This window comes from Billgrantia sp. C5P2, assembly GCF_051062895.2.
Genome location: NZ_CM128542.1, coordinates 3,156,196 through 3,172,982, shown reverse-complemented (window position 1 = coordinate 3,172,982; position 16,787 = coordinate 3,156,196). Strand labels below are relative to the sequence as shown.

Genomic DNA, 16,787 nt, shown 5'->3' with positions numbered 1-16,787 from the left:
GTAAAATTCGTCGACCTTTGACGTATCAATGGAAACGACGCACATCATGAAAAGAATATCTCGACTCGGTCGGGCCGCCCTGATGGCGCTGGCCGCCGGTCTGTTGCTGGCCGCCTGTGGCCAGGAGGAGAATCCCCAGGCACAGCAGCAGGCCGCCCCGGGGCGTCAACCGCATCCCGTCGAGGTCGTGGCGATCGAGCGCCAGGATATCGCGCTGGAGAAATCCTACCCCTCGCTGCTGCGTAGCGACGACGAGGTCACTCTCGTGGCCCGTATCACGGGTACCTTGGAGGAGCGTCACTTCGAGCCCGGCGAGCAGGTCGAGAAAGGCCAGCGTCTCTTCTCCATCGAGCCCGACGTCTATCAGGCGGCAGTGAATCAGAACGAGGCCAATCTGCAGAGCGCCCAGGCCGAACTGTCCCGCGCCCAGCGCGATGCCCAGCGCTTCGAACGCCTGCTGAGCCAGAACTCGGTGAGCCAGCAACAGGTCGACCAGGCCCGCGCGGACCTGGGCGTGGCACGTGCCGCCGTGGCGCAGGCCGAGGCGGCGCTGGCGAGTTCACGCATCGACCTCGAGTACGCCGAGGTCACCGCGCCGGTATCGGGCGTGATCGGCCTCGCGCAGATCAACGTCGGCAACCTGGTCAGCCCCGGCTCGGTACTGGCGACCATCACGCCGCTGGACCCGCTGGAGGTGCGCTTCCAGTTGCCTCAGCGTGACGCCCTCGAACTGCGTCAGCAACTGAGGAGCCAGGAAGGTGAATCGATTCGTGCCTCGCTGAACGTTCCCGGTGGCGCTGGCGCGGCCGCTCGAAGCCTGGAAGGGCAGCTCGATTTCCTGGGCTCGCGGGTGGACGAACGCACCAGTACGGTCCAGGCCAGCGCCACCTTCCCCAACCCCGACACACGGGTGCTGCCCGGCCAGTTCGCACGCATCAGCCTCGAAGGGCTCAAGCGTTTCGATGTGCTGGCGGTACCCGAGATCGCCGTGTCTCAGGGCCTGATGGGGCCACAGGTGTTCGTGCTCGATGAAGACGACACGGCGCGCGCCCGTACCGTCGAGCTGGGCGAAGTGGCTGGGCCTTGGCAGATCATCCGTGGCGGCCTGGAACCCGGCGAGCGGGTGGTGGTGGGCGACCCGGCCGGCATCGAGCCCGGCACACCCATCGACCCACAGCCCTTCGAAGGCAATGCGCGAGCGCTGGTCGAGGAAGTCGAGCAGGCCGAAGCCGAGGCAGAGGCCGAGGCTGCCGAGGCGATGCAGGAAGGGGAAGCCGCCGAGGCCATGCCGGAGGGGGAAGCCGCTGAAGGCGGCGAGGACGACGCATGAATTTTTCCAATTTCTTCATCAAGCGGCCGATCTTCGCCACGGTGCTGGCGATCATCCTCACCGTGATGGGGGTGGTCAGCATGCGGGTGCTGCCCATCGAACAGTACCCCAGCGTGGTGCCGCCCACGGTGTCGGTGCAGGCGCAGTTCCCGGGTGCCGATGCTGAAACCGTGGCGCAGACGGTGGCGGCGCCGCTGGCCGAGGCGATCAACGGCGTCGAGGACATGCTCTACATGACCTCGACCAGCGCCGACAACGGCTCCATGAGCCTGAACGTGGCGTTCGACATCGGCACCGATGGTGACATCAACACCATCAACGTCAACAACCGGGTGCAGGGGGCGCTGTCGCGCCTGCCCGAGGCGGTGCAGGCCCAGGGCGTGACGGTGGAGCTGCGCTCCAGCTCGATCCTGATGCTGGTGGCGCTGATTTCGCCGCAGGGCGACTACAACAACGTGTTCATGCAGAACTATGCCACGCTGAACATCCTCGACGAGCTGCGCCAAGTACCGGGTGTGGGCAACGCCGAAGTGCTGGGCGGCGGCGAGTTCGCCATGCGCGTATGGATGGACCCCGACAAGCTGGCGCAATACGACCTGACTCCCACCGAGGTGGCACGGGCCATTCGCGCCCAGAATACCGAGGTGCCGGCAGGCAACCTGGCGGCCACGCCGCAGCGCGACCCCCGTGCCTTCACCTATACCATCACCGCCGGCGGGCGGCTCAACGATGTCGAGGATTTTCGCAACATCTTCCTGCGCACCAACCCCGACGGCTCGGCCCTGCGCCTGGACGACGTGGCGCGCATCGAGCTGGGGGCCTCCTACTATGGCGTGCAGGCGCGGCTGAACGGCGCCACCATGTCGCCGATCATCATCAACCAGCAGCCGGGCGCCAATGCACTGGAGACGGCGCGGGCAGTGCAGGCGACCATGGCCGATCTGGAAGCGCGTTTCCCTCCCGGGCTCGAATACGTGGTGCCCTACGACACCACGCTGTTCATCGGCGCTTCGGTGGATACCGTGACCCACGTCTTCATCGAGGCGTTCCTGATCGTCGGCGTGATCCTGTTCATCTTCCTGCAGAACTGGCGCTTCACGGTGATTGCCATGTCGGTGGTGCCGGTCTCGGTACTGGCCACCTTCGCCGGCTTCTTCGTGTTCGGCTTCTCGATCAACCTGTTGACGCTGTTCGCCCTGGTTCTCTCCATCGGCATCGTGGTCGACGATGCCATCCTGGTGGTGGAAAACGTCGAGCGCGTGCTCAGCGAGGACGACGAGATCACGGTGACCCAGGCCACCATCCGCGCCATGCGCGAGGTGGGCGGTCCGGTCATCGCCACCTCGTTGATCATGGCGGCGGTGTTTGTGCCGGTGGCTTTCCTGGGGGGCTTCACCGGACAGATCTATCAGCAGTTCGCCATTACGGTCGCCGTCTCGGTGGCTTTCTCGGCGCTGATGGCGTTGACCTTCACCCCGGCGCTCTCGGCGATCTTCATCAAGCACAAGCCCAAGGGCGTGGGGCAGTCGAAGCTGATGCGGGCGCTCAACACACCACTGCGGCTGTTCGACCGCCTGTTTGCCGGCGTTACCGCCGCCTACATGTGGACGGTCAAGGTGCTGGTGCGCTTCTGGGGGCTGGCATTGCTGCTGACGGGGCTGATCATCGGCGCCTCCTGGTGGCTCTACCAGATCGCCCCCTCGACCCTGGTGCCCGAGACCGACCAGGGCATCGTGCTGGCCAGCGTCCAGCTGCCCGACTCCGCCTCTCTGGCACGCACCCAGAGTTACATGGATGAGCTCAGTTCGCGCATCGAGGAGATACCCGGGGTGCGGTACTCCACCGCCGTGGCCGGCTACGACATCCTCTCGAGCTCGGTCAACACTGCGCGGGGGATCATGTTCATCAACATGGAACCCTGGGACGAACGCGAGCTGACCGCTTCCGAGTTGGTGGGGCGGGTGATGCAACTGGGGGCCCAGATTCCCGGCGGCTCGGCCATGGCCTTCAACGTGCCGCCGATCATGGGACTCTCCACCACGGGGGGCTTCGAAGGCTACCTCCAGTCCTTCGAAGGCGCCTCTCCGCAGGAGCTGTTCCAGGCCTCGGTACAGGTGATGCAGGCGGCCAATCAGCACCCGGCCCTGCAGCGGGTATTCACCACCTTCAACGTCAACGTGCCGGGCTATCGTGCCGAGATCGACCAGCAGAAGGCGCTGAGCTACGGTGTGGCGCTGGAGGACTTGAACGCGACCCTGTCGAATACCTTCGGCAACGGCTTCGTCAATTTCTTCAGCTATCAGAACCGCAACTTCCAGGTCTATCTGCAGAACGAGGATGAGTTTCGCAGGCTCCCTGACGATGTCAGCAGCGTCTACGTACGTGGTGGCGATGGCGAGAGGATTCCACTTTCGGAGTTCGTCACGCTGGAACGCCAGGCCAAGCCGGCGGTGGTATCGCGCTTCGGTGTCTACCTGGGGGCGCAGTTCCAGGGCAGCCCCGCACCGGGCTACAGCTCCGGCCAGGCCATTGCCGCCATGGAGGAGATCGTCGAGGAGACCCTCGGCGGTGGCTGGGGCATGGGTTGGACCGGCACTGCCTATCAGGAGAGCCAGCTCGGCAATACCGCCACGCTGGCCATCGTCTTCGGCATCCTGATGGTGTTCCTGATCCTGGCGGCGCAGTACGAGAGCTGGTCGCTGCCGCTCGCAGTGCTCACGGCGACACCCTTTGCCTTCCTCGGCGGTATCGGCGGCATCGTGCTGCGCGGGCTCGACACCAGCGTCTACGTGGAGATCGGCATGCTTGTGGTGGTGGGGCTGGCGGCGAAGAACGCGATCCTGATCGTCGAGTTCGCCGAGCTACAGCGCAAGGAGCAGGGCAAGTCGATTCACGAGGCGGCCATCACGGCGGCGGAGCTGCGCTTCCGGCCGATCGTGATGACCTCGCTGGCGTTCATCTTCGGTACGCTGCCGCTGGCACTCGCCAGCGGGGCGAGCGACGTCAGCAGCCACCACATCGGTACCACCGTGGCGGTGGGCATGGCCTCGGTGGCGGTGCTCGGCAGCCTCTTCGTGCCGAGCTTCTATGCCGTGATCGCCCGCACCTCCGACTGGCTTCGCTACCAACTGCGAGGTCGGCACGAGGCCGCGAACGAGCACACCTGAGCGACAGTCAATCGCACTGCGCGATCACAGGCGCCACCGGAAGGTGGCGCCTTTTTTCGTGATCCGGAGCGTGCCCTGCCCAGAGCGGTTTGGACTAGGCTGAAAGTGAGTCGAGCGATAACCGCGAGGAGGCCGCCATGGAAGCGCTGCGTCAGATTGCCCTGAGTTTTCCCGTCGTAGTCTTCACTGCCCTGTTGCCTTTGGTGTTGCTCTACTGGCTGTTGGTGTGGCTGCGCCTGGCGCCACTGGAGCTGTTCGCGCGCGACAGCCTCAAGGGAGATCATCTGGCCAGCACCATGGTAGCGCTGGGCTTCGTCGGCGTACCGGTTTCCTTTGCCCTCAGCGTGCTGCTGGGGCTGGCTGGTGGCATCACCGTGGCGATCGAGCTGGCCGTGCTGCGCTGGTTGCCGTTGGGGCTGTTCCGCATTCCCGTGGGCGTGGCGGTGCTGTGGGTGGCCTTCGTGCTCGCCTCGCCCCTGGCGGCTAGCCTGTGTCATGCGCTGCAGCGCCGCTTCCATCGGTTGGCACGGTCGCAGCCGCGCTGCCTGCTGGGGGAGGTCGTCCAGGTGCAAGCCGCACCCGACTCGCAAGGCTGGACCACGGCCACGCTGGTCGACGACCCCGCGTGCGAAGTGCGCCTGCACGGCAAGGCCGGTGACCTGCCCTGCCCAAGGGAGCGTCGGGTACTGGTCAAGTTCGTGGAGGAGGAGGGCGCCTACCGCAGCGTGGCTGAAAGCCGGTACTGCGAATCACGTGTGCACCTGAGGCGGCTGCGTCTCGCCCATGGCCGTGGCGGGGCGAACCATGGAGGCGCCGAGGCGCCACTTTAACGTTCAGCCCTTGGCCCGTAGCAGTTCCAACTGGGCCTCGACGAGCTGCGTACCGCGTTCGCACAACGAGAACTGGTCATGGTTGCGCAGCCAATCATGAAACAGGCCGCCGAGAATGGCCTGCAGCAACCTGGCGGCCACTTCCGGGGTAACGTCCTCGCGTAGGTGGCCCATTCGGGCGGCACTGGAGAAATAGCCGAGCAGGGCGCCACAGGCCTCCTCGGCCATCTCGTTTTGCATCGCCAAGGGGTCGATCTCGGCAAAGGTCTCGCAATGGTGGATCAGGATGGCATGCACGCGTCGGTAGCGCGGCTGCTCGAGGCGGGCGAAGCCGCTCTGGCAGGCTCGGCGGATGGCCTCCAGTGGCTTGTTGGCGAGTTCCGGGTCGCCGATCTCCTCGACCAACTCCTCGAACGGCATGCGCACCCGTTGCAGCATGGCTCGGAACAGATCGGCCTTGTCCTTGAAGTGCCAATAGACGGCACCGCGTGTCATGCCGGCCTCGCGAGCGATCTGCTCCAGCGAGGTACGCGCCACGCCACGTTCGAGGAAGACAGCCTCGGCGGCATCGAGCAGGGCTTCGCGTGTGGCGGCGGCTTCTGCCTTGGTACGTCGGGCCATGGTGGGGCGCTTCTCCTCGGTACGGTACTGCAATGTTTTTGTCATTCTAACCCAAGGATGACACGCTTACATTCGTATATGTATGTCATGCTTCTCGGTATGACGCCACCTAAGCCTATCTCTCGTATTCCACGCAGTGGCCCTGTATAACGGATCGAACACTGTTCTGCTTCGGAAAAGGTCATGCCCCGCGCATCTTTTGAGCTCAACGGCGCCAAGATCAAGCCCGGTAGCCGCCTTCAGGTCGACGTGCCGGTGGCGCGACTCTACACCCATGCACCGCTGCATATTCCCGTCGAAGTGGTGCACGGCCGCCGCCAGGGGCCGGTCATGCTGGTATGTGGCGGCATTCATGGCGATGAGATCAACAGCGTGGAGATCGTGCGTCGGCTGATGCGCTCGAAGCAGATCCAGGGGCTGAATGGCACCCTGATCGCCGTACCCATCGTCAACGTCTTCGGTTTCATGCAGCACAGCCGCTACCTGCCGGACCGGCGCGACCTCAACCGCTGCTTTCCCGGTAGCGAGTCGGGCTCGCTGGGAGCCCGGGTGGCAGCGCTTTTTCGCGAGCAGATCGTCGATCACGCCACGCACATCATCGACCTGCATACCGGCGCCATCCACCGCACCAACCTGCCGCAGATCCGCGCCCAGCTCAGCCCCGACAGCGAGACCGAGCGCATGGCCAACGCTTTCGGCGCGCCGGTGATCCTCAACGCCGAACTGCGCGAGGGTAGCCTGCGCCACTACGCGCAGACGCGGGGTATTCCGGTATTGACCTATGAGGCTGGTGAGGCACTGCGCTTCGACGAGTGGGCAATCACGCCGGGGGTGCGCGGTGTGCTGCGAGTCATGCGACGGTTGGGCATGCTGGCGGGTGAGCATCGCCGCCGGCCGCCGCCGGCGGCGGAGCTGGCCAACGGTTCGAGCTGGGCGCGGGCGCCCATCGACGGCATCCTGCGGCCCAAGGTGCGCCTCGGTGCGCGAGTGACCAAGGGCGATGTGCTGGGCAAGGTGGCCGACCCCTTCGGCAATGCCGAGGCCTGCGTCAAGGCCATGGCCGATGGCATCGTGATCGGCATGAGCCGGTTGCCGCTGGCCAACGAGGGTGAGGCGCTGTTCCATATCGCCCGCTTCGATGCCATCGAAGAGGCCGAGAGCGCCATCGAGGACTTCCACTCAAGCCTTGAGCCGCCGCCCGACCCGCTCTATTGATCACGCCTCGGCGAGGCGAGGCTCGGTTTCGTATTCGTTCTTTTCCGGCACCAGGCTCAGGGCATCGTCGAACACTCGCAGGCAGGCGCCGTCGAGGTGGCCGTTCTCCGACAGATGGCGACGGAAGCGGCGCCCGCCCGGCTGGCCCTGGAACAGACCCAGCAGGTGACGGGTGACATGGTTGAGCTTGGCACCTTCCTCGAGCCGCCGGGCGATGTAGGGGCGGAAGGCGCGAGCGGCCGCATGGCGGCTCACGGCCGGCCCGGGTTCGCCGTAGAGCGCCTGATCGACTGCGGCCAGCAGCCAAGGGTTCTGATAGGCCTCGCGGCCGACCATCACGCTGTCCACGCGGCTTAGCTGCTCGCGGCATTCGTCCAGCGTCTTGATACCGCCATTGATGCCGATGTGCAGTTCCGGCCGGCTGGCCTTGAGGCGATGCACCCGCGGGTAGTTGAGCGGCGGGATGTCGCGGTTCTCCTTGGGCGAAAGCCCCTGCAGCCACGCCTTGCGTGCATGCACGATGAACGTCTCGCAGCCGGCATCCGCCACCTGAGCGATGAAGCGCTCCAGGTCGGCGTCCTCGTCCTGATCGTCGATGCCGATGCGACACTTAACTGTCACCGGAATGCTCACCGCCTCGCGCATGGCGCGCACCGCCGCTGCGACCTTCTCGGGGTGGCCCATCAGGCAGGCGCCGATCATATTGTTCTGCACCCGGTCGCTGGGGCAGCCAACGTTGAGGTTCACCTCGTCATAACCCCACGCCTCGGCGATCGCCGCGCACTCCGCCAGCTCGCTGGGGTCGCTGCCGCCTAGCTGCAGCGCCAGTGGATGCTCGACCTCGTCGTAGCCGAGGAAACGCTCGCGTGGGCTGCCGTGCAGGATCGCGCCGGTCGTCACCATCTCGGTATACAGCAGCGCCTGGCGGGTCAGGGTGCGGGCGAACGCTCTTTGATCCCTGGTAGTCCAGTCCATCATCGGTGCCACAGAAAACCGGCGCGCCCGTGCCAGCGGGTCGTTTCCAGTCGTATTGCTCATCTATGGCCTCCAGGGTGTCACCGACATTACCGTTGCTCCGCCTCATATCGCCGTTCGAACTCCTGCGGCACCATCAACGTAACGAAGCGGTTACAGCTCGCCAAACGCGACGCCGTGATCGCGCATCGTCGAGCGGCAGGGAGCAGGGAATGAGATGGCCGGCCATTGTACGCAAGAAGGAGCGGCGCGCCCAGAGTAAGAGGTGCAGCACCAAGGCCAGGGCAGTGGGCGGTGAGATGAGCCGCGAGCCGAGCCGACAACGATGAGGAGGTGGGCTGATCAACCTCGCCCGACAGCGCTACTTCCTCTTTCGCATGAATGGAAACACCTTGCCCATGGCATCCGCGAGCACCTGGTCGAGCGGTTTGTGGTCCAGGCTGATAGCGGCTCGCGCGGCGGTATAGGTCCCTTTGTACTCACGTGCGATTTCGCGATCGGTCATGCTGTCGGGTAGCTGCTCATTCTTCCGGATTGCGTCGATGACGGCCTTGTCCATATGACCCTCCTTCGAAGTCATGCTGTCGGGCCTGGGCAGATCGCCAAGCCACCGCGCAGTTCGTAGCGCTTCACGGGCGGCGTGACGATAGCCATAGGCGACGTCCATGAACGGCTAGTGTTTCAGGATCACGTAGAAAGCGTGGATGATGCCCGGGATGAAACCGAAGAGCGTCAGCAGTATGTTCAGCCAAAAGTGGCCTTTCAGGCCGACCTCCAGGAACACACCGACTGGCGGTAACAAGAGGGCGAAGATCATCTTGATGGGGTCTGTCGCGGTAAAGGCCATTTTCCAACTCCTTTTAGGTCAATCTCCTGATCCTGCTTCAAGCCTAGCGTATTTTCAGGTGCTGCCTGCGCGGAATGACCACTGACCGGTAAATCGGGCCTTGATCCAGCATGGCAAGGGAGGAGAAGCGATGAGCGTCATCATCACTCCCGGCGAGTCGAGCAGCGCGGCGTGAACTGGTTGACCGCTCCGAGCTTCACTATGCCGCTTATCATCGGTGTGGAGCGGGGGCCGATGGCCGGGGTGGGAAACTCCCTGCAAGTCGAGTCGCGCTGGCCTATAATCCCGCCCGGGAGGACGGCCTCCCCCCATACTGGGCATGCGTTTCGGGACGACCCGAGAGAGAAAGGGGGCTTTCTATGTCTTGGGTGCTTCTCGGCCTGGCCGGGCTGCTGGAGGTTGTGTGGGCATTCGCCATGAAGCAGTCGCACGGTTTCACGCGCCTGCTGCCGACGACCGTGATGCTGGTGACGATGGTGGGCTCGTTCGCCTTGTTGGCGATCGCGATGCGAAGCCTGCCGCTGGGGACGGCCTACATGATCTGGACCGGTATCGGTGCCGTGGGGGCCTTTGCCGTCGGCGTGTGGTTCCTGGGTGAAGCCGTATCGCCTCTGCGCATTTTCGCTGCCCTGTTGATCGTTGCCGGCATCGCGACCATGAAGCTGGCGACCTGACCGGGGATGCTGCGGGTCGTCGTGATCGCTCACAAGCCGTGTCGGCAATCTCTTACAAGCGGACTTAGCCCAAGTTAACGTTTTGCCCATGGCGAGCTGGCATAGTGTGACTATCGGGCAGGGAGAGCCCGAGACAAGGAAGACCGAGTCATGGAAGGCTCACGTACCAAGGAGGCTCGGGCAGGATGCCTGAGGAAGTGGAAAGGAAGCGAAGATGCAGCCCGGCCTCACGGCCGGGCTTTTCGCGTTTATGGGCCTTGCGTCGCGGGCGATGTCTCTCGGCAAGCCGGCTCGGCGAGCGTTTGGCAGAGAAGGGCGTCACACTGCCATGCGCTACGAATGGCAGATTTCCTACAAGAGCGTAAGCGATTGACTCTATCGCCACTACCGAGCGGTTGGTAGGGTGAACGGAGCGCTTCGCCAAGCGGACGGTTCGCTCCGGTCGCCAGGGAAGAAAGGAAGTGCACCTGCAAGGCCCCGGCCAGGGATGGTCGGGGCCTTGCCTATCGAAGAGAAATTGGCGGTGATCTCTTTCACGCTGACTTATCCCAAGTTAAGGATGAAGCCCCTGGCTAGCTGTCACAGTATCCACATCGGGCAAGGAGAGCCCAGCAAGGAAGACCGAGTCATGGAAGGCTCATGTACCATGGATGCTCGGGCAGGATGCTTGAGGAAGATGCAAGGAAGCAGAGACATAGCCCGGCCTCATGGCCGGGCCTTTTTTATGCAATAACGTTCAATATGGCGTAGTGATGAAGTTGTGTGACGCAATTAACCTTTCGTTGCCAAATGTTTCATAAAGAAAACGTTTAATTTCCTTAATGGCCTTGAGTAGAACTGATGGCAAACTATTCTGAGGATGTAAACGAAGCGGCAAGGAAGCCTAACAAGGCAGGAAGCCTTGATGGATCAGGAAGCAGGCGGGTGGAACAGGGAAGACCGATAGAGACAGGATGTCATTATGGTCAAGGAGTTCCGTGAGTAGAGCTTATAAGCCCTCGCACCTTGGTGAGAGGGCTTATTCTTTTTCTTTCATCATTTCCCGCTCTATGTTGGATGCTTTATCAAAAAATACTTAAAAATCTTGGTGGTACGCTACCAAGGTGGAAGTGTATGGCAACATGACAGATCACCAGGCAAGAGATTCTGTCCGCTAGGCATCGTCTCCTTGGCGCAAGTGTATTACATTTTTTGTCGGCAATGTCTTACACAACGAAGAGTCAAAGGAAGCATCTTTTTCCGTTTTGGTCTGTCACACTGCCCATCGTTGAGCCAGGAGGCTCCTCAAGGAAGAAAGCACCAGGATGGTAGGTTATCAGGGACTTTGGAAAGGATGCCGTGTGAGTGTGGAAGGAATCGAAAGAGCCCGGCCATATGCCGGGCTTGCCTTCATTTCAGGCAAGGTCGTGCCAACCTGCATGGGTATGTCATATGCTGATATGAGACGGTCCATGCACCTGCTCCAAGACTGTAGCGAAGTCCGACATTGGCAAAAGCTTTCCCCTGCGGCTTCACGATGAAGTTTGCTCATTAGCCCGTCTCGTAACCTGCCACTAGGCTGGTGAATATCTCGCAAGGAGGCGGGAATAGGGAAGACCGAGCAGAGGAGGCTCGATGACGCCAAGGATGCATGACAGGACGTCATGGCGAGTTGGAATGGAACCAAGGATTGAGGCCCGGCCCTTTGCGCCGGGCCTTTCTTTTTTCTGAGTTGCGGTTGCCGTTCGCTGCTGTTGCCGTTCGCCGCCCAGTTGGAGGAGCGAGACTTCAGTGATCTGACTGTCGTCGTCAATTCTAGGGAAGCGTATTTGATGAGCCCGAGCCAGGCGATGCCTGCGCAGCTAGACGCTTCATAGGGGCGTGCCCCTGTCGTCATGTGCTATGTAGAGGATAGAGAGGCACATTCTGGAGGTGCGATGATGGAACCGCGTCAGGAGCTGCTAGAAGCGTTGCGTGATGAGCTTGTCGAACGGGTAGACCGCTACAAGATTCACAAGATGCGTCTGGAAAACCCCTTGGATCGGGACATGGAAGAGCAGGCCATCGAGCTCGAGAACGAAGACGTGATCGATGCGCTCGAGGAAGAGGCCGAGGAGGAGCTGGGTCAGGTCATGCATGCCCTCGAACGCATCGAAGAGGGCGAGGGTGAGTTATGTGAGCGTTGCGGCGAGACGATCGACCCCCGAAGGCTCGAGGCCATTCCCTACGCCACGCTGTGTCTCGGCTGTGCCGAGCAGGAAGGAGAGCCTTGATCGCCATGGGCAGGACTTGCTGACCGTTGGAGTGGTAGTCTATGTAAGCCATTTACGGTCAGGAGTAAGGCATGAAGGCATGGCGTCGATCCTGCGCAGGGCTGTTGGCAGTGCTGTGGCTGACGGGTTGTGGTGGCGATAACAACGACTCGGAAACGGAGGAGGAGCCGCAGCAGGAACAGCCGATCGACGTTGCCAGTGAGCCAGCCGAGGCGCCGGTCGAAGTGGACCCGTTAACGGTCGAGATTAATGCTTCGGCTACCCTGCGCGGCGACCGCCGGCTCATGGTCGAGGGTGAAACCAACCTGCCTGACGAGACGCACCTCTTGATCGTCGTGGAGCGTGAGCTGAGCGGTGTACGCTGGCAGTCGCGCACTACGGTTGCCGATGAACGATTCGTAGCAGGACCATTCGGATCGGGCAGTGGACTGCCGGATGGGGGGTACACCATCACCGTCAATCTGGTGGAAGCCACCATTCAGCCGGCATCCGTGCAGGAGCGAATCGGCAAGCAGGGTGAGCACCTCGAAGGCGAGCTGGTACGGAGCTCGCGGCATGGCCTGGGGCAAGTGGCAAGCTACTCACGACGTTACCTGATCGGCACTGAGCCTCGCCGGGCTACCGACCAGGTAGAAGTACTGGAAGTCGAATGAGGGGAAGCGAGTCTTCAGGCTATATCCTTGCGCCAGCGAGCCAACAGCCTTCCCACGACCCTCTCGGTCGCCTCCAGTGGGGTCGGTACCGCCGTGTCATCCTTATCGCTACTGAATAACAGCTCACCGCTCTCGCCGTGTTCGAGCTGGCCGATATACAACCCTCCGGCCCCCTCGATCAAATAGCGGCCAGGCTGGTCACAGCTCTCCGTTGGGCCGAAGGCGGCAAGATCACCGCTGTCGAGGTAATTGAACCGTTCACCTGGCGCGGGCGTGACGAGGTAACACTCTCCCTGCCAATCGACACCTGCCAATAATTCATTGGATAACGTGAAACGGTTGGCATTGGGCTCCAGCCAAGGTACGGGCGGTTGACCACGAAGATAGAGAGGCGTGGGCGTCAACCGAGCATCACTTTCGAGAAGACGAGCCAGCGAACAGCCAAGGGCATCCGCCAGCGCTACCAGTCGCTCATGACCGATCTGCTTGATGGCCCCCGATTCCCAATACGAGATCGTAACGTCCGAAACCCCGACCTTCCTTGCCAGTGCGGCCTTGTTCAGGCTCGCTTCCAACCGTAAGTGCTTGATTCTTTCACCCAATGAATCCATTTCATCAACCCGGCGACTGTTAGTTCAAAAGTTACGTCGATAGTCAATGATCTGTGTTAACTGTGCAAATTTAGCGCGTCAACGATAAATTGACTTTTACACTGCAGATACTTTTCGTGTGCCAATAAGAATCATTCTAGCCCCAGAGGGGAGTGTCGACTATCGCGAAGTAGGCAATGGCGCGGCTGTCTGCGTCGGTCCAGGTGCGTATAATGCCGCCATACGCATACCCGACTGGAATAGGACGACATGACTGTACGTACTCGCATTGCTCCGTCACCCACCGGCGACCCGCACGTTGGAACCGCTTACATCGCGTTGTTCAACCTTTGCTTTGCGAGGCAGCACGGAGGGGAGTTCATTCTGCGAATCGAAGACACGGACCGGGTGCGTTCCACTCAGGAGTCCGAGCAGATGATTCTCGACTCGCTGCGCTGGCTGGGGCTGGAGTGGGACGAAGGGCCTGACGTTGGCGGTCCGCATGGTCCCTACCGTCAGAGCGAGCGTGGTGAGATCTACTCCGAGCATGCCCGCCAATTGATCGAGGCCGGTCATGCCTTCAAGTGCTACCGCACCAGCGAGGAACTGGACGAGTTGCGGGAAGCGCGCAAGGAAGCCGGCATGCACCTGGCACTGAAGCCTGCCGATCTGGCATTGCCGGAGGGGGAGGCCGCCCGTCGCGAGCGGGAAGGCTGGCCGTACGTGGTGCGCATGAAAGTCCCTGCCAGCGGCACCTGTGTGATCGACGACATGCTGCGCGGCTCCATCGAGGTCGATTGGGCACAGGTGGATGCGCAGATTCTGCTCAAGTCGGATGGCATGCCCACTTACCATTTGGCAAACGTGGTGGATGATCATCTGATGGGCATCACCCACGTGCTGCGAGGCGAGGAGTGGATCAATTCGGCGCCCAAGCATCAGCTGCTCTACGAGTACTTCGGCTGGAAGATGCCGGTGCTATGCCACATGCCGCTGTTGCGCAACCCCGACAAGTCGAAGCTTTCCAAGCGCAAGAACCCTACTTCGATCAATTACTACCGGCGGATGGGGTTCCTGCCGCAGGCGGTGACCAACTATCTGGGGCGCATGGGTTGGTCAATGCCCGACGAGCGCGAGAAGTTCAGCCTCGACGAGATGATGGCGCATTTCGACGTTCAGCGAGTGTCGTTGGGCGGGCCGGTCTTCGATTTGGAGAAGCTGACCTGGCTCAACGGGCTCTATATTCGTGAGGATCTGGATGATCGGGCGTTTCTCGAGGCGCTGAGGGAGTGGGCGTTCAACGAGGAGTATGTCTCGCAGATCCTGCCGCAGGTGCGAACCCGGGTGGAAACCTTGTCCCAGGTGGCGCCGCTCGCTGGCCACTTCTTCAGCGGAGTGCCGGCGATTCGCGAAGCCGATTTCGAGACCGTCAAGCTGGAGCGCGAGGAATTGGTCAAGCTGCTCCAGTATCTGGTATGGCGCTTCGAGGCGGTGCCGGCCTGGCACAAGGAGGCGCTGCTCGCCGAGGTCAAGACGCTGGCTGGCCATTTCGACCTCAAGATGAAGGATTTGCTGGCGCCTGTCTTTATCGCTGTCACCGGCTCCACGGCAAGCACCTCGGTCATGGACGCCATGGCGATCCTGGGCTCCGACGTGACCCGGGCTCGGCTGCGCCATGCCATCGACGTGCTCGGTGGCGTTTCCAAGAAACAGGCCAAGCGCTTCGAGAAGGAGTACCGCGACCTGTAATAAAGATGGGAAAGTGCCTATTTCCGTCGCGAGCGAAGATAGGTTGGTCGCCGCCGGAGCGCAGCTCTCGGAGTGTAGCCTGCTACATGAGGAGACGACCGGGCCGGCGCACCGGCACCGCCGGCGGTCAGCTGTTTTTTTCAAGGGGCCCGAGCGCAGCAGGAATGGGTGTTTTCCCGCTTGACGAAGGCGAGGGGAATCAGTATTATACGCCCCGTCTTCACGGCATGTTTGAGGGGCCTTAGCTCAGCTGGGAGAGCGCGACACTGGCAGTGTCGAGGTCAGCGGTTCGATCCCGCTAGGCTCCACCAACTCTTTCGTGCCAATGCGTGAGCGACATTGCGTCCCATTCGTCTAGTGGTCCAGGACACCGCCCTTTCACGGCGGGAACAGGGGTTCGAACCCCCTATGGGACGCCACTTCCTCCTGCGGTTACACCTGTCGATTCATCCTGTCTCAGATGCTTCAGGCACTCTGTGTATGAGTGCGTTACGACATGTTTCCTTGCGTGAAAAGTCCATTGAAGCTGCCGTTTTTGCAGCCTTTTAGGCTTGACTTGTCCACTTGCTCAATGTCTCGGCCTGTCTCCTGTGTGTAATTGGCCAGAAAGGCGTCAGATGAGTGTGCAGCTGCAAAAAGTGATAAAAATCAATATGTTAAAATTGATCAAAAAATAGCCAATCTAAGGGCAGGCCCCTTCTCATGCCGATTCGATGATGTTTTCTTGTGGTTGTGAACAGGGTTATCCACAGATTGTGTGGACAACGTCAGAGCCAGCCGAATGGCGCGATTCGCTCCGTGTAATGCGGTCGCTGTCAAGCGGGGCTTACTCTCTTTCTAGTACTTTTCGCTGAGGGGCGTCGCGGGTAAGCGACGCCCCTCGTGTCTCCCAAAGGAGACGGAGGGAGGGCGGGAAAGTCGCTCAGTCGTGCCCGGAGGTACGAAGGCGGCGCAGGAGGGAGGAGGTGTCCCAGCGTCCCCCGCCCATGGCCTGAACATCGCCGTAGAACTGGTCGACCAGCGCGGTGACGGGCAGGCGAGCCTGGAGGCGACGTGCCTGCTCGAGACATATCCCCAGATCCTTGCGCATCCAGTTGACCGCGAAGCCATGTTCGTATTGGTCGGCGATCATGGTCTGGTGACGATTCTCCATCTGCCAGGAGCCGGCGGCGCCCTTGGAAATCACATCAATCACGCGTTGCTGATCGAGCCCTGCCTGTTCAGCGAAGTGCAGTCCCTCGGCCAGACCCTGGACCAGGCCGGCGATGCAGATCTGGTTGACCATCTTGGTCAGTTGGCCGCTTCCGGCCGGGCCCATCAGGCTGACGGCTCGTGCATAACGGACGAGCACGGGCTCGGCGCGAGCAAAGTCGGTCTGCTCGCCGCCGCACATGATCGTCAGGGCGCCGTTCTCGGCGCCTTGCTGGCCGCCGGAGACCGGGGCGTCGATGAAGCCGATGCCTTTCTCGCGGCAAGCAGCGTCGAGCTGCTCGGCGAGATCGGCCGAGGCGGTGGTATGGTCGACCAGCAGGCTGCCAGCCTCCATGCCGGACAGTGCCCCTTGCTCGCCAACGGTGACCTGCCTGACGTCATCGTCATTGCCCACGCAGACCAGTACCAGATCGGCCCCGCGGGCGGCCTCCGCCGGCGTGGTGTGGTGGCTGCCGCCGTACTCTTCGGCCCACGCTTCGGCTTTGGCCGCGGTGCGGTTGTAGGTGCGCACGGAGAGCCCGGCGCGGGCCAGGTGGCCGGCCATGGGGTAGCCCATCACCCCAAGGCCGATGAAGGCGACGGTAGAGATCTGCTGTTGCATTGTGTTTCCCTCTCTCTTCTTGGTGATTGCTGGCAAGCGAACTCGTGAGCGGTGGTCCAGGATGCAGAAAG

General features: G+C 62.0%; 14 protein-coding genes and 2 tRNA genes. 10 read left to right on the top strand and 6 right to left on the bottom strand.

The genetic code is table 11. The features are described from left to right. The first annotated feature begins 46 nt into the window (after nt 1-46). The 3 genes from ACRWQA_RS14595 (at nt 47) to ACRWQA_RS14585 (ending at nt 5,327) form a co-directional block, all read left to right on the top strand. The gene (locus tag ACRWQA_RS14595) at nt 47-1,330 is read left to right on the top strand and encodes an efflux RND transporter periplasmic adaptor subunit (protein WP_263583203.1); all 1,284 of its coding nucleotides are present in this window, start codon (nt 47-49) and stop codon (nt 1,328-1,330) included. Further along, nucleotides 1,327-4,497, top strand: coding sequence for an efflux RND transporter permease subunit (locus tag ACRWQA_RS14590; protein ID WP_434231710.1), 3,171 nt, complete (start codon nt 1,327-1,329; stop codon nt 4,495-4,497). The genes ACRWQA_RS14595 and ACRWQA_RS14590 overlap by 4 nt, the downstream gene beginning before the upstream one ends. Nucleotides 4,498-4,634: 137 nt before the next feature. Beyond that, nucleotides 4,635-5,327 carry a hypothetical protein gene (locus ACRWQA_RS14585; RefSeq protein WP_434231707.1) on the top strand — a complete coding sequence of 231 codons (693 nt, stop codon included), beginning with the start codon at nt 4,635-4,637 and terminating at the stop codon, nt 5,325-5,327. A gap of 3 nt (nt 5,328-5,330) precedes the next feature. Here ACRWQA_RS14585 and ACRWQA_RS14580 read toward each other — a convergent pair whose 3' ends face one another. Next, entirely contained in the window at nt 5,331-5,948 is a 618-nt protein-coding gene (locus tag ACRWQA_RS14580; RefSeq protein WP_263583933.1) for a TetR family transcriptional regulator, read from the bottom strand. A gap of 183 nt (nt 5,949-6,131) precedes the next feature. On the opposite strand from ACRWQA_RS14580, the gene ACRWQA_RS14575 reads away from it, so the two are divergent. Further along, complete coding sequence (locus tag ACRWQA_RS14575) at nt 6,132-7,163, top strand: succinylglutamate desuccinylase/aspartoacylase family protein (protein WP_263583206.1); 1,032 nt, start codon at nt 6,132-6,134, stop codon at nt 7,161-7,163. Here the strand turns inward: ACRWQA_RS14575 and dusA are convergent, their stop codons facing one another. The 3 genes from dusA to ACRWQA_RS14560 form a co-directional block, all read right to left on the bottom strand. Further along, nucleotides 7,164-8,201, bottom strand: a complete 1,038-nt coding sequence (gene dusA / locus ACRWQA_RS14570; protein WP_263583207.1) for a tRNA dihydrouridine(20/20a) synthase DusA — start codon at nt 8,199-8,201, stop codon at nt 7,164-7,166. 298 nt (nt 8,202-8,499) lie between these two features. Beyond that, nucleotides 8,500-8,697 carry a hypothetical protein gene (locus ACRWQA_RS14565; RefSeq protein ID WP_263583208.1) on the bottom strand — a complete coding sequence of 66 codons (198 nt, stop codon included), beginning with the start codon at nt 8,695-8,697 and terminating at the stop codon, nt 8,500-8,502. 114 nt (nt 8,698-8,811) lie between these two features. Continuing rightward, nucleotides 8,812-8,985, bottom strand: coding sequence for a YqaE/Pmp3 family membrane protein (locus tag ACRWQA_RS14560; protein ID WP_263583209.1), 174 nt, complete (start codon nt 8,983-8,985; stop codon nt 8,812-8,814). Nucleotides 8,986-9,344: 359 nt separating this feature from the next. Here ACRWQA_RS14560 and ACRWQA_RS14555 point away from each other — a divergent pair, with 359 nt between their 5' ends. From ACRWQA_RS14555 to ACRWQA_RS14545, 3 genes are all read left to right on the top strand, one after another. Then, a complete protein-coding gene (locus tag ACRWQA_RS14555; RefSeq protein ID WP_263583210.1) occupies nt 9,345-9,659 on the top strand; it encodes a DMT family transporter in 315 nt (104 codons plus the stop codon). Nucleotides 9,660-11,575: 1,916 nt separating this feature from the next. Then, the gene (locus ACRWQA_RS14550) at nt 11,576-11,911 is read left to right on the top strand and encodes a TraR/DksA family transcriptional regulator (protein WP_263583211.1); all 336 of its coding nucleotides are present in this window, start codon (nt 11,576-11,578) and stop codon (nt 11,909-11,911) included. 71 nt (nt 11,912-11,982) lie between these two features. Beyond that, nucleotides 11,983-12,564, top strand: a complete 582-nt coding sequence (locus tag ACRWQA_RS14545; RefSeq protein WP_263583212.1) for a hypothetical protein — start codon at nt 11,983-11,985, stop codon at nt 12,562-12,564. Nucleotides 12,565-12,578: 14 nt separating this feature from the next. Here ACRWQA_RS14545 and ACRWQA_RS14540 read toward each other — a convergent pair whose 3' ends face one another. Beyond that, entirely contained in the window at nt 12,579-13,175 is a 597-nt protein-coding gene (locus tag ACRWQA_RS14540) for a helix-turn-helix domain-containing protein (protein ID WP_263583213.1), read from the bottom strand. Nucleotides 13,176-13,424: 249 nt separating this feature from the next. Here ACRWQA_RS14540 and gltX point away from each other — a divergent pair, with 249 nt between their 5' ends. From gltX to ACRWQA_RS14525, 3 genes are all read left to right on the top strand, one after another. Continuing rightward, nucleotides 13,425-14,903, top strand: coding sequence for a glutamate--tRNA ligase (gene gltX / locus ACRWQA_RS14535; protein ID WP_263583214.1), 1,479 nt, complete (start codon nt 13,425-13,427; stop codon nt 14,901-14,903). Between the two features lie 235 nt (nt 14,904-15,138). After that, a tRNA-Ala gene (locus ACRWQA_RS14530) sits at nt 15,139-15,214 on the top strand. A 32-nt stretch (nt 15,215-15,246) separates the two neighbouring features. Then, nucleotides 15,247-15,322 (top strand) — tRNA-Glu (locus ACRWQA_RS14525). A 503-nt stretch (nt 15,323-15,825) separates the two neighbouring features. Here ACRWQA_RS14525 and ACRWQA_RS14520 read toward each other — a convergent pair. Further along, nucleotides 15,826-16,716, bottom strand: coding sequence for an NAD(P)-dependent oxidoreductase (locus tag ACRWQA_RS14520; RefSeq protein WP_434231700.1), 891 nt, complete (start codon nt 16,714-16,716; stop codon nt 15,826-15,828). Between the last annotated feature and the right edge of the window lie 71 nt (nt 16,717-16,787).

What these genes read in the sequence shown, in the direction of transcription:
- ACRWQA_RS14595 (WP_263583203.1), top strand. Translation starts at nt 47, where the DNA reads ATGAAAAGAATATCTCGACTCGGTCGGGCCGCCCTGATGGCGCTGGCC.
- ACRWQA_RS14555 (WP_263583210.1), top strand. Translation starts at nt 9,345, where the DNA reads ATGTCTTGGGTGCTTCTCGGCCTGGCCGGGCTGCTGGAGGTTGTGTGG.
- ACRWQA_RS14565 (WP_263583208.1), bottom strand. Translation starts at nt 8,697, where the DNA reads ATGGACAAGGCCGTCATCGACGCAATCCGGAAGAATGAGCAGCTACCC.
- ACRWQA_RS14520 (WP_434231700.1), bottom strand. Translation starts at nt 16,716, where the DNA reads ATGCAACAGCAGATCTCTACCGTCGCCTTCATCGGCCTTGGGGTGATG.
- ACRWQA_RS14580 (WP_263583933.1), bottom strand. Translation starts at nt 5,948, where the DNA reads ATGGCCCGACGTACCAAGGCAGAAGCCGCCGCCACACGCGAAGCCCTG.
- ACRWQA_RS14590 (WP_434231710.1), top strand. Translation starts at nt 1,327, where the DNA reads ATGAATTTTTCCAATTTCTTCATCAAGCGGCCGATCTTCGCCACGGTG.
- ACRWQA_RS14560 (WP_263583209.1), bottom strand. Translation starts at nt 8,985, where the DNA reads ATGGCCTTTACCGCGACAGACCCCATCAAGATGATCTTCGCCCTCTTG.
- ACRWQA_RS14575 (WP_263583206.1), top strand. Translation starts at nt 6,132, where the DNA reads ATGCCCCGCGCATCTTTTGAGCTCAACGGCGCCAAGATCAAGCCCGGT.
- ACRWQA_RS14585 (WP_434231707.1), top strand. Translation starts at nt 4,635, where the DNA reads ATGGAAGCGCTGCGTCAGATTGCCCTGAGTTTTCCCGTCGTAGTCTTC.
- ACRWQA_RS14545 (WP_263583212.1), top strand. Translation starts at nt 11,983, where the DNA reads ATGAAGGCATGGCGTCGATCCTGCGCAGGGCTGTTGGCAGTGCTGTGG.
- dusA (WP_263583207.1), bottom strand. Translation starts at nt 8,201, where the DNA reads ATGAGCAATACGACTGGAAACGACCCGCTGGCACGGGCGCGCCGGTTT.
- ACRWQA_RS14550 (WP_263583211.1), top strand. Translation starts at nt 11,576, where the DNA reads ATGATGGAACCGCGTCAGGAGCTGCTAGAAGCGTTGCGTGATGAGCTT.
- gltX (WP_263583214.1), top strand. Translation starts at nt 13,425, where the DNA reads ATGACTGTACGTACTCGCATTGCTCCGTCACCCACCGGCGACCCGCAC.
- ACRWQA_RS14540 (WP_263583213.1), bottom strand. Translation starts at nt 13,175, where the DNA reads ATGGATTCATTGGGTGAAAGAATCAAGCACTTACGGTTGGAAGCGAGC.